The sequence below is a fragment of the Psychrobacter sp. AH5 genome (assembly GCF_040371085.1).
Lineage (GTDB): Bacteria > Pseudomonadota > Gammaproteobacteria > Pseudomonadales > Moraxellaceae > Psychrobacter.
In genome coordinates this window covers 1,267,841-1,283,088 of record NZ_JAMBMT010000001.1, presented here as the reverse complement: position 1 = coordinate 1,283,088, position 15,248 = coordinate 1,267,841, and the positions used below count along the sequence as shown (strand labels likewise).

Annotated in this window: 9 protein-coding genes and 1 tRNA gene; 6 read left to right on the top strand and 4 right to left on the bottom strand. The window is 42.5% G+C overall.

Features of this window, described 5'->3' with window-relative positions:
* Nucleotides 1–17: 17 nt before the first annotated feature.
* Together M0N77_RS05335 and M0N77_RS05330 are read left to right on the top strand one after the other, a co-directional pair.
* Nucleotides 18–188 carry a hypothetical protein gene (locus tag M0N77_RS05335; RefSeq protein ID WP_353104186.1) on the top strand — a complete coding sequence of 57 codons (171 nt, stop codon included), beginning with the start codon at nucleotides 18–20 and terminating at the stop codon, nucleotides 186–188.
* A gap of 143 nt (nucleotides 189–331) precedes the next feature.
* The gene (locus M0N77_RS05330; protein WP_353104184.1) at nucleotides 332–1,258 is read left to right on the top strand and encodes a bestrophin family ion channel; all 927 of its coding nucleotides are present in this window, start codon (nucleotides 332–334) and stop codon (nucleotides 1,256–1,258) included.
* A gap of 72 nt (nucleotides 1,259–1,330) precedes the next feature.
* On the opposite strand, the gene M0N77_RS05325 is transcribed toward M0N77_RS05330, so the two are convergent.
* Together M0N77_RS05325 and M0N77_RS05320 are read right to left on the bottom strand one after the other, a co-directional pair.
* A tRNA-Arg gene (locus M0N77_RS05325) sits at nucleotides 1,331–1,406 on the bottom strand.
* Nucleotides 1,407–1,499: 93 nt separating this feature from the next.
* Entirely contained in the window at nucleotides 1,500–2,261 is a 762-nt protein-coding gene (locus M0N77_RS05320) for a hypothetical protein (RefSeq protein WP_353104183.1), read from the bottom strand.
* A 243-nt stretch (nucleotides 2,262–2,504) separates the two neighbouring features.
* On the opposite strand from M0N77_RS05320, the gene M0N77_RS05315 reads away from it, so the two are divergent.
* The 4 genes from M0N77_RS05315 (at nucleotide 2,505) to recD (ending at nucleotide 13,818) form a co-directional block, all read left to right on the top strand.
* Nucleotides 2,505–2,729, top strand: coding sequence for a hypothetical protein (locus tag M0N77_RS05315; protein WP_353104181.1), 225 nt, complete (start codon nucleotides 2,505–2,507; stop codon nucleotides 2,727–2,729).
* Nucleotides 2,687–7,051: an exodeoxyribonuclease V subunit gamma gene (locus M0N77_RS05310; RefSeq protein WP_353104180.1), complete on the top strand. Its 4,365-nt coding sequence runs from the start codon at nucleotides 2,687–2,689 to the stop codon at nucleotides 7,049–7,051. Before M0N77_RS05315 ends, M0N77_RS05310 begins: the two co-directional genes overlap by 43 nt.
* Nucleotides 7,052–7,115: 64 nt before the next feature.
* Nucleotides 7,116–11,513 (top strand): UvrD-helicase domain-containing protein, encoded by a 4,398-nt coding sequence (locus M0N77_RS05305; protein WP_353104178.1) that lies wholly within the window; start codon nucleotides 7,116–7,118, stop codon nucleotides 11,511–11,513.
* A 76-nt stretch (nucleotides 11,514–11,589) separates the two neighbouring features.
* A complete protein-coding gene (gene recD, locus M0N77_RS05300) occupies nucleotides 11,590–13,818 on the top strand; it encodes an exodeoxyribonuclease V subunit alpha (RefSeq protein WP_353104176.1) in 2,229 nt (742 codons plus the stop codon).
* A gap of 61 nt (nucleotides 13,819–13,879) precedes the next feature.
* On the opposite strand, the gene M0N77_RS05295 is transcribed toward recD, so the two are convergent.
* On the bottom strand, nucleotides 13,880–14,443 hold the full coding sequence (locus M0N77_RS05295) for a hypoxanthine-guanine phosphoribosyltransferase (RefSeq protein ID WP_353104175.1): 564 nt from the start codon (nucleotides 14,441–14,443) through the stop codon (nucleotides 13,880–13,882).
* A 104-nt stretch (nucleotides 14,444–14,547) separates the two neighbouring features.
* Nucleotides 14,548–15,216, bottom strand: a complete 669-nt coding sequence (locus M0N77_RS05290) for a hypothetical protein (protein WP_353104173.1) — start codon at nucleotides 15,214–15,216, stop codon at nucleotides 14,548–14,550.
* Nucleotides 15,217–15,248 lie beyond the last annotated feature (32 nt).

The window sequence follows — 15,248 nt, the reverse complement described above, 5'->3', positions numbered from 1 at the left end:
GATAAGGAGAGACTGTAATGATAATTAGGTATGGTATGCCTCATGGCTCGATGCACGGTATGATGAATGGCTCAATGATGCAGGGTATGGGTTTGGGGATGATGATAATTTACTTTTTATTTATGGCGCTAGTTTTTTTAGTACTCATATTAGCTATTATGGCACTGCTAAAATATTTACGTAGTTAAGGTGATATTTAAGCGCATTACTGTTAAATTAGCGAACTATTATTTTATTCGTCTAGTTTAGCAAGTGGCTTGTTACTATCTATTTACTACCAGCTACTGGTTTGTAGGGTAGTCAAGTGACATGATATCGATAGGAAGCTGACATGATTGTCCGGCAAAAACCTAATGCCTTCAAAATACTTTTTAGTCTGCGCGGCTCTGTAATTCCTCATATTTATCCTCAGATTTTACTTATTACTTTGCTTAGTGCTTTAATATCGGCTGTCCAACACTGGATTCCCAGCTCTTTTTCTACCTATGGTGCTGCGCCATTTACTTTGTTAGGAATAGCTTTATCTTTGTTTTTGGGCTTTCGTAACAATGCAAGCTATCAGCGCTGGTGGGAGGCTCGAGGATTATGGGGACAGCTGGTATTTGATTCTCGCAGTTTAACTCGTCAAGTGCTCTCGTTTATAGAGGATAAGGATGAGATTGGACGAGAGACCCAGCGCTGTCTTATCAACCTTAACATTGCTTTTGTGCATGCGCTTCGCCATAGACTGCGCAAAACCTCTCCTTGGCAGGACGTTGAGCGCTTTGTGGAGCCTAAGTATCATCTTGCTATGCAGCAAGCGGGCAATTTACCTGAATATCTACTAAGATTAATGGGTAAAAAGCTTGGTGACAGTCGTCGTCATTCATTGACATCGGATCTTATGATACAAAATATGGACAATCAGCTAACCTCTATGACTATAGTCTTAGCCGCTTGCGAGCGTATTCATAACACACCATTGCCATTCGCTTATACTTTATTAGTGCATCGGACGACTTATCTTTACTGCTTTATGTTGCCTTTTGGCTTAGCGACGTCACTTGGCTGGGTGACGCCTTTAGTTTGCGGTGTGATTGCTTATACTTTTTTTGGGTTGGATGCACTAAGCGAGGAGATAACAGATCCTTTTGGAATTGAGGCAAATCATCTGCCTCTTACGGCGATATCTCGAACTATAGAGATTAATTTGTTAGAAGCACTGGGAGAAACAGATCTGCCAGCTGAATTAACCGCTGAAAATGGCTATTTACAGTAGAGTGTAAAATAACAATAAGTCCTTGCAGCGCATAGCTTACAAGAGCTTATTATAGTGCAATATAATAGTCGTTGGTGCGCCCACAGGGACTCGAACCCCGATCGATCGCTTAGGAGGCAACTGCTCTGTCCTGTTGAGCTATAGGCGCATTTTGGAGTGCTATTGTAAAAAACCTAAGCCACAAAAGCAATCACTGAGTACTTTGGTTGCTAACTTATTTGCCTAAAAGCAGCACTGTTGGTTACTCACCATTTGTCAGCGCTTCTTTGACTACCTCCGTTTGCTCCACAGCAGTTTTTGCAGTTGAAGTGGGGTTAAATAAGTCATCTACACTATTTTGATAGCCATCAATATTATTAAATTCATACTGTCTTAGAATGTCTTGCCCTGTGCTTGATATTAAGAAGTTGCGAAAACTAATGGCTACCGGTTTATCGCTCAATATCACCCCTTCTACCGTTTGCGAATTTCTCATTGCATAACCAAACGGATTAAGAATGCGAGCTTCATTATTCTCTACCGCCGCTTCTTCAGACTCTGTATCAGAACGGCTCTGCGCTGGTGGATTAACGACATTGTTTTGTACGTTTCGATTAAGCTCGTCTTGCAAGAGACTAAGCAGCGTATCAGATAATTTATCATCCGCAATGACTATATCAGTGGCGTTAGAATTGTCTAAAATTAGCAAATCGGTAGCTGGCACGTAATTTGTTAGTATTTGAATATGCGGGTAACGCGCTTCAAAGCTGACGATGACCGCGTCTAAAGGCACTTGCAAAGGCTGCTGCGCTTGAATATATAAAGTATTGGCATCAGTATCGTTTTTGACATCATTGCTATCTTCTTCTGTGTTATCTTGCCCTGATTGCGCGTTTTTGTCACTCAAGATAGGAAGCGGGTCGATGTTTTTATTATTATTTATCCAAAGCCATGCAAAGACGCCCAACAGGATAACTATAAATAGCAATACTAATCCAGCAATTACTAACTTGTAGTCTTTCATAGGCTATGGCTCTTTTTATAGGACACTTTGTATATGATACGACACTAGCTGTCGCAAGCTATGCTAAGTGGGTTTAATATTGGGGAAGTACACTGGTAAATGCAGCTTATCAGTGGCACACTCAAAAGCAATCAAATTAGTAGCATACTAGCTATATCGTTATAATAGGCTTTACCAAAAACTAGGGTAAAAAAATAATTACCTATCGTGATTAAGCGTCGTTATCTTAACAGAAAAAAACAGTTGCCACGACTGCCAAACCTAGCTTTATATCGCTTTATCATTGTCAGCGTAGCTATCGTTGAAACTATGATGTTTGCTGTAATTACTTTTACTGATACTGATACTGATACTGATACTGATACTAAAGCTAAAGTCTTCTACTTTGTATTTTTTATTCTTCTACTCCAATTAGATTGTCATTTATGTTTAAAATTATCCAGTCGCACCGCACCGAATATTTGGTAGATGAGTTATTGACTGCCTACAAGGCCAAAAACCAGCCTATCTTTGCAGAGTTTATTGTCATTGTGCCGTCGATGGTATTAGGCGATTGGCTCGATAAGTCAATTGCTAGTCAGGCGGGTATCAGCACTTTGGTCACCACTACCTTTTGGGGTCAGTATCAGTGGACTTTGATGCAAAATGTACTTAGCCGCCATAACGCTTATTTATTAGAGACTGATCCTACAGCGATAACTTTAAATGTGCCTGAAGTGGCCGTATTATCACCAACGGTTATGCAGTGGCGCTTGTTTGGTTATTTGACCTACTACCAACAGTCGATTGTAGCAGACGAGCAGCATCCGCTTCATCCCCTATTAGCGTCTTTGGTTGATGAGTCGCAATTAGGAGCCGGGTCAGATAAAGCGCAGCAAGATGCGCGTATTTGGCAGCTGGCAAGCGATTTGGCGCGAGTGTTTAATCGCTACTTGACCCATCGCGAGGATTGGTTAGCGCTGTGGTCGAATAATAAGCCGCTGAATGTGGAGGCTCTGATAGCTGATAAAGATGCCTTGTCACTGCGCTTTGATCAGTATGCGCGCGCAACCCCTGAGTGGTTGGTTGCTCATTATATGGAGTTGGAGGCGGCCCAGCGTTTTTTATGGTCGCAGCTATTTGCTGATGTGCATCTGCACCGGGTAGCGCTTGAAAACAGCTTTTGGTCAGCTTTAGAGAATAATAAAGCCAATGAGCGCGGACAATTACCAAAGGTGCTGCGTATCTTTACCATTCAGCAATTGCCGCAAACCGAGCTTGACTTTTTGCAGCGTTTATCGAAATACATGGACATTATGCTACTGCACTATAATCCCTCCAAGCTATTTTGGGCGGATATTGTCGATAAATCTTGGCTACAGCGTCAGCAGATTATTAATCCTGAAAGTGTGTTTTTGCGTGATTATGGTCACAGCTTGCTGTCGCGTTTGGGCAAGCAGTCACGCGATACTTTTGCTATGCTCGCTAACTTATCGGGTAATGAGCAACACTTAGACGCGTTAGTAGAGTGGCAAGATAGCTTTGATGTTGATGTTGATAGTTTAGATAATGATTGCAAAGATGAGTTTGCAGCTAGCGCTCATACTAGGCAAAATAGCCTTAGTTTATTAAAACGTCTGCAAAATGATGTATTGATGCTTGATGAGCAATCGACCCAGCAAGCCACCGCGGCAAAAGTCTCGGAAGCTCTTAGCAGTCAAATAGAGCTAAGTTTTGAGCCGCAATCCTCGTGGTATGACGACGAGGTACTAGAGAATAAGCGCTTTGAGAAACAGCGCTTTTGGGACATGTCTGCGCAAGACAATAGCCTAAGCATACATTCGTGCCATAGCTTACAGCGTCAGTTAGAGGTGCTGCGTATTATGATTGGGCGCTGGCTTAATGAGCCAGTCAAATCTGGCGAGAAAAAACGCCATATATCTGACATTGTTGTTTTACTGCCCAATGTTGAGCAGCATCATGCGCTGATTAGCTCTATTTTTGTCAATGGTAAAGGGCAAGATGGCTTGACCTTGCCTGCCAAAGTAACGGGTGTGGTCGATGCCGATATTCGTCAGTTATGGGAGGCGATCATTGGTTTTTATAAGTTATTGGGCAGTCATAATGCCCGTTTTGAGGCGGCTGAGGTTTTAGACTGGCTGATGCTGCCGCCGCTGTTTGAAAGCTTTGGATTAACTCATGAACAGATGAGCCGCGGCTGTGATTTGCTGATCGAGGCAGGTTTTATCCGCGGTTTTGATGAGCGTCATCTGAAAACCACCTTAGATCATCATGACTATGATTATCGCTTTAGCTTCGCGCAAGCGTTAGATCGATTGACTTTGGGCCTGGTGATGCCAGAGGCCAATATGAGCGCTTGTTTATATCCTTTAGTAGAGGAGGAGTGGCCAAGTTCAGCAATGGCTGAGATGACCTTGCCGCTGTCGCAAGTGAGTCTAAATGATGCGCTGATTGTGGAGGCGCTTTGCCGTATTTATACCGGCTTGAGCGCGCGCCGTGATGATCATACCCAAAAGCTAAAAGCGGAAGATTGGCTTGATCAAATCGAAACGCAAGTCATTCATCGCTACTTTGGCGATGTCGATCAAACCCGTACCATGCGCGCTATCTATAATGCTATGAATGGCTTTAAATCAAGCCTGCGGGCCAATCGTCATTATCGCCAGTACGCTAGTAGTGATAGTAACAATCATGAGGTGGAAAAAAAGCTGGCAGGCGTTGAGCAACTGCCGCTTAAGCTTAGCTTTATGCTAGATAGTATTGAGGCTGAGCTTGAGAGTCAGCAAGTCAGTGCTGAGCCGACGGGGGTGATTACCTTTGGCCGTTTTGGTGCCTTAAGAAACGTGCCTTTTGACTTAGTGGTGATGCTCAATATGGATCTATCGGAGTTTCCGGCGCGTGATCGTGATAACCGTTATGACTTGATGAAAGCGGCCAATTCGCGCCGCGGTGATAGGGTCAGCGAGGATGATGATAACGGCGCATTTTTGGATGCCATGCTATGCGCGCGTAGTGCTTGCTGGATATTTTATAATGGTCAAAGCTTGACTGATACCCATGAGCATTTGCCAGCCAATCCTGTGAGCGAGCTACTGCATTTTTTGCAAGGCGAGGTGCAGTGGCAGGTAAAATCCCTAGATGCCTTAGCTGTTTTACCGGAGAGCGTTGATGCAACGACCGAAAGCCTTAAGCGATATTTGCCTAAATTAATCCGGCAGTGGCTAGTCACTGAGCATCCGGCATTGCCTTTTCATGAAAGTTTATTTGAAACAGAAATTGCAGATGCTGACAATGATATTGTAGATAACAGCAAAGACGACATTATCGATGAGCTAGATACGCTGTTAAATACAGCCATGCGCAAAACCAAGTTGGCACAAAAAAAGCAATTTCCTCCTGCGCCGATTTGGCAGGCGGTGTTTCATACCTTGAAGGGACGCGTAGCTGGCACGCCGCCGCAACTGGTCGCTTTACCATCAAAAACGCAATATGAATGCATCGCTCAGCTACTTGGTACAGGTTTGGGTCAGCTAGGACAGGCCGACAATCAAACTTTGCAAACCTTGATTGAGCTGCTAGCGCTAGAGAACCCTGATAATGGCAATACTGCTAATGATAAAGAAGCGCTTAACCAAACCTTATTTGATAGCGTCTTTAATATTGGCGAGATCGATGTTGAAGAGGTGCTAGCTTATCAAGTGCGCCATCCTGCCAAAGCGTTTTTGCGTACGCAAAAGCTGCATATAATACAAGGCGAGGAGGCCATAGCGCAGCAAGAGCCACTATTTTTGGATGGTTTAACCACTTATCAGATTAAGGAGCATTTGCTCAAGGAGCTAGCGGCCGATAATAATGGCAGCAATAAAACAAATGACACTGTTAATCAGACTTTGCTGTATCAAAAAATCATGCCAGCTGGGGTCGCTCGACAAACCACTTTGCCTAATCAACATAAAAAGCTGCAACAGCAATGCTTAGAGTTTAAAGAGCAGTTATTGGCTAATGGCTTTGATGGTTCTGGTTTAGCCAATGAAAACCTTGAAACGGGCACAGATGGCTTACAGCTACTTACCCCAACTACTGAAAAGCCGGTTCAGCTAGAGCTAGCAGCGGTATTAAAGGGTATAGATAATGACTCACTGCTGAAACTGCTACCTAAAGTGATTAAAATAAAAGGCGCAGTGCCTACACTAGTACTAACATCAGCACCGATAGATACTGGGCAGTCTCCTAAGCAGTGGTTAAATATTCTCCCTAATTCCGCCGATCCAAAACATTTACTTAAGTTTTGGTTGGCGCACATCTATTGGCAAGTGGCTAGATGTACTACTGCCGAGCAAGTGGCGTTAAATGATGGGGTAAGTATTTGGCGCTTTAATAAGCCAAGAGCAGGGATTAAGAAGTATGAGAACACAATCGCGTTTAAGCTAAAACCTATCCTGTATGAAAATGCGGTGGTTGAATTGGTTAAGTGGGCGCTGTTTGCCAAGTTAACGGGTCAAGTGCCCATTACCCTATTGCCTGAGTATGCGCTTAAGTTTCTTGAGAAGTCCTTAAACGCTGAAGAAGGCGCGAGCGGTAGCTATTGGCCAAAACGCGCGGACTTCTCAGATTGGCTAAGGGCGGGCTCTCATATAGATACGGTATACGATAGTTGCTCGCAGCATGCCATTTGGCAGTATGTGCTGCGTGATCAAGATGCTTTTAAAGCGCTATCATCGGCTTTGACCACCTTGTCGCAGCCGCTGTATAAGCCAATGTTTGCAGCGTTAGAGACTTTAGATAGCTAGTAATTTAGCAGCGCTAGTTTCTAGCTTATGAATTTGAGACAGAATAATAAAAGTGTACGCTTATATGAAAGACTTTACCGACAGCTCTGATATCCTTGACATCTCTACACCATCTCTACTGCAGCCGGAGCTCGTGGTTGAGAGCGATGCTAATAATGAGCGCAAAGCTGAGGTGATACCAGCGGTCGCGGTCAAACTCACGGGCAAGCATCTTATTGAAGCCTCAGCAGGTACTGGCAAGACTTGGACATTAACGGGCATTGTGCTACGGCTACTGATTGAGGCACGGCGCGCGCCTGAGCAAATCATTGCCACGACCTTTACTCGCGCTGCTGCGGCGGAGATGCGCCAGCGTATTCATGATCGTCTGGTAGCGTTTTATCAATTATTGCAGTTCGTTAATAGCTTGAGTGCTGATATTAATAATAAGGCCAGCTTATATCCTGATCTGCTTCAAGTAACGCCTGAAAGTGGCAGTAATAAACCAGCAAAAAAGGATGCAGCTACAGATTCAAACGCTAACCAATTCAACCAAGATTATAACTATGATAAACAAGCCGCTGCTAACAAGCGTGAAGCGGCTAAAAAAAAGCGTGAGAATTGGCTCATAGAGCAAGCTCAGTACGCGCACTTAGCTGATTTGATGCAAGATCCGCTTAACCTGCATTTAATAGGTTATTTGCTAGATCATGTCTATAGCTATCCAATGGCTGAGGCCATTCGGCGTACGGCGCTAGTGTTAAATACCCTCGATAGACTGTTTGTCGGTACGCTCGATAGCTTAGCGCAAAAATGGCTTACCGAGTATAGTAGCGAGACCGGTCATCAGCAGGGTATGGGCATTGTTGAGGATAGCGGTATCCAGCAGGTGACAGATAGTATTATTCATGATGAGCTGCGTCAGTTTCAAAGCCGATTACATCGTGAGCAGCCCAAACTATATGATTTACTCGATCAGCAAGGCAAATTAACGGCGGTTAGTGATCATAAAAATTTTGTGACCCGTTCGCTTAATTTTATCTCTGCGCCTATTGATGAGATAGAGCTGGATGAAGAGTTTGACTTTAGTGAATATGAGCAGCTACTTTATGAGTTTACTGATGTAGATTTGGTTGATATTCAACCTTATCTAGATCCTGATTATCGAAAGTCGCAAGGTTTTCACGCTGGGTCTATTTTATTTAAACAATTTGATGCCATTATTGAGGTGCATAAAAAGGTAGCAGAATATCAGCTAGCGTTTACTAGCTATTTAAACGAGCGAGAGCACAAGATTATTGCCTCGTTGCAGGATTCTAGATATCCCAATGAAGACGGCAAAATTAAAAACTTTAATAAGAATAAAGAAAAAGAGCATGAAGCTTTTTTTAGCTTACAAACTATCCGTAAGTTAATGGCTATTTTGGATAAGGTTGATAATTTAAATCAGCATATTGTATTGCTGCTAGCCAATCTCAATCGCCATATCGTCCTTGCGGTACGCGAAAGATTACCAGTGATTTTAGAAGAGCGCGGCGAGACGACTTTTAGCTTGCAGATGGTACGCCTTAATCAAGCGTTAACAGGTCGGCAAGGGCAGAAGCTGGCGCGTTATATTCGCCATCATTATCCAGTGGCACTGATTGATGAATCGCAAGATATCAATGGCGAGCAAGCGACTATGATTGAGAGTATTTATTTATCTAAAGCCAAACCGCAGCCGTCAACGAGCAAAAAGGCCAGCCATGAGTTTTTATTATTGGTTGGTGATCCCAAGCAAGCGATTTATGGCTTTCGCGGCGGTGATGTCGCCAACTACAACTATATGAAAGCGCAGTTTGATAACAGTAGCCTTTGGACGCTCAACATTAACCGCCGTTCAAACGCTGGTGTTATTCATGCGTTAAACTGCTGGTTTGGTAAGCCCGCAGCAACGACTACTGATAATAAGCTTGCGCAGCTAGGGACGGGTATTTATTATCAGTATATTAAAGCTGAAAAACTAGACAATCAGCTGTCATGGTTTCATGAGCCTGATGCGGTTAATAGTGCTTTGGTTACTGAGGTGCTATCCAATCAGCCCGTGAGCTTATTACAGCTGCCTTATGATAAAGAGCTTGATTATGATGAGCATGAGATTACCGCGCGGCATATTGCCACTTTACTGGCTAGTGCTCAGACTCTAAAAGGCAAACCCATTCAGCCTAGCGATATTGGCGTGCTGGCACGTACCAAAAAAGATCTAAAGCAAGTTGAAGATGAACTTGTTAAGCTAAAAGTGCCGACTTTGACCACTAGCGATGTCAGTATCTTTGAGACCATCATGGCTGAAGACGTCGCCGCACTGCTTAGCGCTATGCTATACCCGTACCGTCATGACATGATTAATCGGGTGCTCACCAGTCATCTGTATGGCCTGAGTATCAAACAAGTCAAAGCCATGATGAGAGATCATGAGTCAGGGCAAGTTTCAAAAGCAATAGACAATAGCCTAAGCAAAAAAGAAATTCTAACTATTAACCATACAAGCTATCAAGACTTTATTAGCTACTTAAAAGAGGCAGCGCAGCGCTGGCAGCGTTTTGGTGTGTTATCGGCACTGCATTATCTGTTAGACAAAAACCCAGTACAGCCACAAGGCGTTTGGCAAGCATTAGCGGCTCATCCACAGGGCGATCGTCATATTATGGATTTGCGTCATATCATGGACGTCATGGCGCAGTTCGGTATAGGAATGGGCGAGCATGAGCTGTTAGCTTGGTTTAGACAGAACATAGACGCGGCTCCCAATAGCGACTGGGCTAAGCAGTATCCGCTACCAACCGAGTCTGGCGTGCAGCTGATGACTATTCATAAATCCAAAGGTTTAGAGTTTCCTATTGTTTATGTACTAGGTATGGGCGATGCCAGTCGAAAGTCGGGCAATAAAGAAAACTATGGCCTATATTTATACAACGCTCAACAATCGCTATCAGCTTTAATGCCGCAATCGACTACGCAAGCAATCAGTAATCAGCGTCGCTTCTCACCACTGCAAGGTTCTGCTACGACTGCAGACTATTATACCGAAATCGAGACCAAGGAGGGTTTTGACGAGCTACGTAGGCTTGGCTATGTGGCCTTTACTCGAGCCAGTGAGCAGCTTTATGTTGTCTTAAAAGATGCCTTTAAAAATACCAACCCCGATGTAAGACCAGTATGCTATTGGTTTGATATACCTGCTACAAACTTTGAATTACCTGATAGACTCAAAGGCATTATAGGTATGCTTAGAGGGCATAATATTAATGAATTCTATAATAACTTTGCTAAAGCAAAAGGTTTAAATCACCCTAAGCTTGCTATTACAAAACCTACTACCGAAGCTATCGAGTATGCGCCGTTTGCAGAAGTCATGGAAATCAATTACTTTCAAGGGTGGTCCAAAACCAGCTTTACCGCTTTAGCGCGGCAGTTAGATGAGTCTACTCAGGCGATGGCGGTAGTAGATGAGCGCATGGATGATGCTTTAGATATAACAGGGACTTTACAAGCCAATCATACTCATTCTCTACAGGCCAACGAGCAGTCTCATCTGAAGTCGGAAGACGATATTCGTTTTACTTTTGTCAAAGGCGCTAATGCTGGTACTTTTTTGCATGAAGTATTTGAAAAAATTGATTTTAATAACCGATCACAGTGGTCTCAGGTCATTGATAGAGCGGTTAGTAGCTATCAGCTACCATTAATCTATAGCAGCGCAGAACAGCAGAGCCGACTGTTGCAAGGGAAGCAAGCAAAAGGTAGTAGCCCAACCGAGCTAGACTCAATTGATGCAAGTCAGCATAAGGCATTAATAAACTGGATTGAAGAGGTGTTACAAGCGCCATTATTGGCCTCAAAGCAATCTCTACGATCCCTAAATGCCAGTCAAAGATTTGCTGAACTAGAGTTTAATATGGGCCTGTCAGATCGCTTTAGAGTGCAAGAGATTAATCAGCTTTTTCAGCAGCATCTGCCAGATGAGAGTGATAAGCACGTCACGCTTGTCACTCAAAACAAAATGCATCTATATCGTTATCTGCGTGGTGAGATTGACTTGGTCTATGAGCACGCTGGCAGGTATTATGTAGTGGATTATAAGAGTAATTTTTTAGGAAATAGCCTAAGTAATTATGATGAAAAAACGCTCAAGCAAGCTATGTCAAAAGCAGGATACTGGCTACAGGCCGCAATTTATCAAGTAGCCCTACATCGTTTCCTTGGTATGAGAATTAGTGATTACGTGGGTAATGAAAATAAATATCTAGGGCCAGTCGAATATGTGTTTTTGCGAGGGGTATATGACTCAGCTTATCAAGTAGCTACTGATGATAAATCACAAGATACTTATAAAGCTGATAGTAGCGATACTATGCGTAGTGACAGCTATGGATTAGTCACTTGGGATATTCCAATCGAATTTGTCAAAGTTTTAGATGAGTTATTTGGTACGCCAGATTAGCTTATCAATGAGCTAATGATAAAGATCGGCATACGGTTTATACAAAATATAAGTAACAGTCTATGAGTAACAATTTATGAGCAAGACCAATAATAACAAAGCGGCAATGAGCGTACAGGAAAGTTGGGCGAGTAATATTAGTGATTATATGTTGCTACGCCGCCGGCAAACCTATGAGGCTTATAGCGTAAGCAGTGACAGGGTAGCGGCAAGTTCTGATACAAGTCATCAGCAAGATGCTCAAACTCAAAACAGTAGCTTATTTAGTGCGTTATTTATTATGCTAGCTGCTCATTTAGAAGAGGGGCACACGGTATTAACGATCGCCGAAGCTGAGCAGGAAAAGCCGTTACAAGGCTCAACCAATGGTGAGACAGCTACCCTATATGCTTGGCAGCAGCGATTATTAGAGAGGCTAGCTGCGCCAATGCTAGCACTACTTGATACGCAAGTAGGTATTCAACCACCAGAAGAGCGTGTCAATGAGCTATCGATATTTGATTCGCTAGACACTTTGTTTGCTAAGCAAGCTCAGTTATGGACACAGCTAGCGGTTAGCAATTATGAGAAAGAGATGCTACATAAGCGCTTTGCTGCCGTCACTAAGATTTATCACATACTTAAAAACACTGATTTAAATGCTTTTATCAAGCGGATTAATGAAGATGATTTATTTACTAATCTTAATAGTTATGAGTCTTATCACGATAATAAAAATAGCCTAAGCAATATAAATAAATTTAATCAACCAATAATTTACCAGCAGGTAAAGAAAGATAATCATATATCACTAACGTTATGGCTACACCGCGCTTGGCAAGCAGAATTCAGTTTAGCAAAAAATATCAATAATATCTTAAATCAGCAAATAACCCCTTTACCGATAGGCATACCTGAAGGTCTGCATAAAAACCAAGTGACAGCCATTGATGTCGCTAATAATAACGCTTTTAGTATTATTACCGGTGGTCCAGGAACAGGGAAAACTTATACTGTTGCGCAGTTAGTCATTGCTTTACAACAAGCGACACAGAGTAGGGGAGAGGAGCATGATAATATTAGATTTAGTACAGACAGTGCCAGTCTAGCATTAGCCGCGCCGACAGGTAAGGCCGCTCAGCGCATGCAAGAGTCTTTACAAGCGGCGCTAGATAGTTCAAAGGTTAAGCTACAATTACAAGAAGCCAAAACTATTCATCGCTTGTTAGGCATAGGCCGTACGGGTAGACCGCGTTACGATGCTACCAATCCACTTGGCGAAGATATTATTATCATTGATGAAGCCTCTATGTTAGGGGTGGAGCTTGCGAATTACCTAGTGAGTGCAATAAAACCGGGCGCAAGATTGATACTGCTAGGCGATGCCAATCAGTTAGCAGCGGTAGATGCTGGGGCAGTATTAGCCGATTTGTGCCGTATTCCAATATTGCAGCCGATACATGCGGAGCTAACAGAGAGTCGACGATTTGGCGCTGATTCAGGTATTGGTCAGCTTGCCGCACAAATTAATAAAGCAGAGACAGACACCCAAGCTATTTGGCAATTACTAAAAACCGATGAAGCGTTAAGCTTCCAGCGTGTTAATGCGTTACCAGCAGATATATTACTAGCTAATAAGATAGAAAATAGCCTAAGTAATTTAATAATATTAAAAGAGATATCAGATAACTACCAAAATTACATTATTAAAGTTGAAGAACTACTATTAGACCCAATAGAAAAATCTATGCCAAAACCGGTAAAAGCTACTATTGCTTCACTAACCGCAGTTTTTAATCAATTTAGGATATTGACCGCCGTTCATAAAGGCGAGTGGGGCGATCAATATATTAATAACTATCTAACTCAGTGGCATCTTACGGAGTTAAAGCTGCCACTGGGTCAAAACACTTGGTTTCATGGTCGTCCTGTGATGATACTACAAAATAACTATGAGCTAGGATTGTTCAATGGCGATATTGGGTTTTGTTTACAGATAGGTGAGGATAGTGGGCAACTAGAGGTGTTTTTTGAGAACAAGGAGCAGGGAATCGCTGTCAATTTGTTAAATGAAGAAGTCATTGCCACAGCGTATGCGATGACTATTCATAAATCGCAAGGCTCTGAGTTTGATCACGTAGCGACTACTTTTGATAATAGTCAGGCTAGATTACTGAGTAAAGAGCTTATCTATACGGCGGTGACGCGCGCTAAGAAGCAGGTGACGATATATAGTACTAAGCAGGCTTTTGAAAAGGCTGTCCAGACCCCAACTGAGCGTTATACTGGATTGGCTCAGCAGTTCTCTAACCTAAAAGATAGTTAAAATCCAAATAATAAAAAAGCATCCAAAAAGGATGCTTTTTTATGGTTAAAACTTATTCAAGTTATAATTTGTCTTCTTTGATAGCATAGATACCGGGCAAGTGACGCAGATAACCATGAAAGTCCATACCACAGCCGTAAACATAGCGATCAGCAACATTGATACCTACAAAATCAACATCAAAGTTAGCCACTTTGCGGTCGTGTTCTTTATTCAACAAAACACAAGTCTCAATAGATAACGGTTTTTCTTTGCCTAATTCTTCAACAATGGCTTTTAGAGTGATGCCTTCATCAAAAATATCATCGATCAACAAGACGTGTTCGCCTTCAATACTAACGTCAGGTTTAAACTTCCAATCAAGATCATTTGTTCCTTCATTATCACGATAACGTGAAGCATGAATATAATGCATGCGGTGATAGAAAGTAAGATGAGTCAACAGCTGTCCTGCCGGAATAAGACCGCCATTCATCACCACCATTACGATAGGATTTAGGCCAACATAATGTAGGTTGAGCTGAGCGGCAAGACGCTCATAGGCAGCAGCAACTTCTATACTGCTGATTAGGCACTCTGAGTTACGCAGGGTTTGTTCAATCTCTTGGTTGCTGATTTGAGTCATAGTAGGTTGCGCCTTTGATAAAAGTGCCACATATTTTAGCAAGTTTTGATGAATTTGCCTAATTACAAAAGGCGATTAAATAAAGATTGTTCTAATAATAGTGACTAATCGGCTTTTTCTATTATAAAAGGACGGTAATAATTAGCCAAACGGTTCAATGAGTCGATAGGCAGATCTGGTAATAGCTTATTAAGTGCCATACTCATGCCTTTATCGATAGCCGCTTTGGCCACCGGCACTGACTTACGTTTGATAAGTCCTAGCTGTAGCGTTTCAGCATAACGAGTAATAAAATGCGTTAAGGTCTCCTCATTCATCGTCTCTAACGCTAATTTAAATTTACTCATATCGACGTCATCGGGAGTCACTGCCGCAAAACCTTCAACTATCTTTTGAGCGGCGTTCTCTGAGAGCTCAAAACCAACACGGCTTACCCCTTCATTATCAGTAAAAGTAGCTCTGTCTCGCAAAAAATGAAAGCTTGGTAGCACCTCTTCGTTATTCTCTTTCCCTAATAAAATATTGAGTAGCGTATCGGCAGAACGCTCAATAGTACCTACGATTTTACGCATGGAAGCTTGGCGCTCTGGATTGGGTATAATCTCAACCAAACCTACTAGTAGATTATCGATCAAGTCTCGAGCTGTCTTATGAGTAAGCGCGTCACGATAAGGATAATACTCAACATATTCGTCTGAAGCTACTGCTTCTGCAGCCTCCTTGATAAGCTTTTTCAATTCATCTGAGGGAACAAATCCAAAATAATATGCCATTTTTTTACCTTGATATTTTATTAATGAAGTAT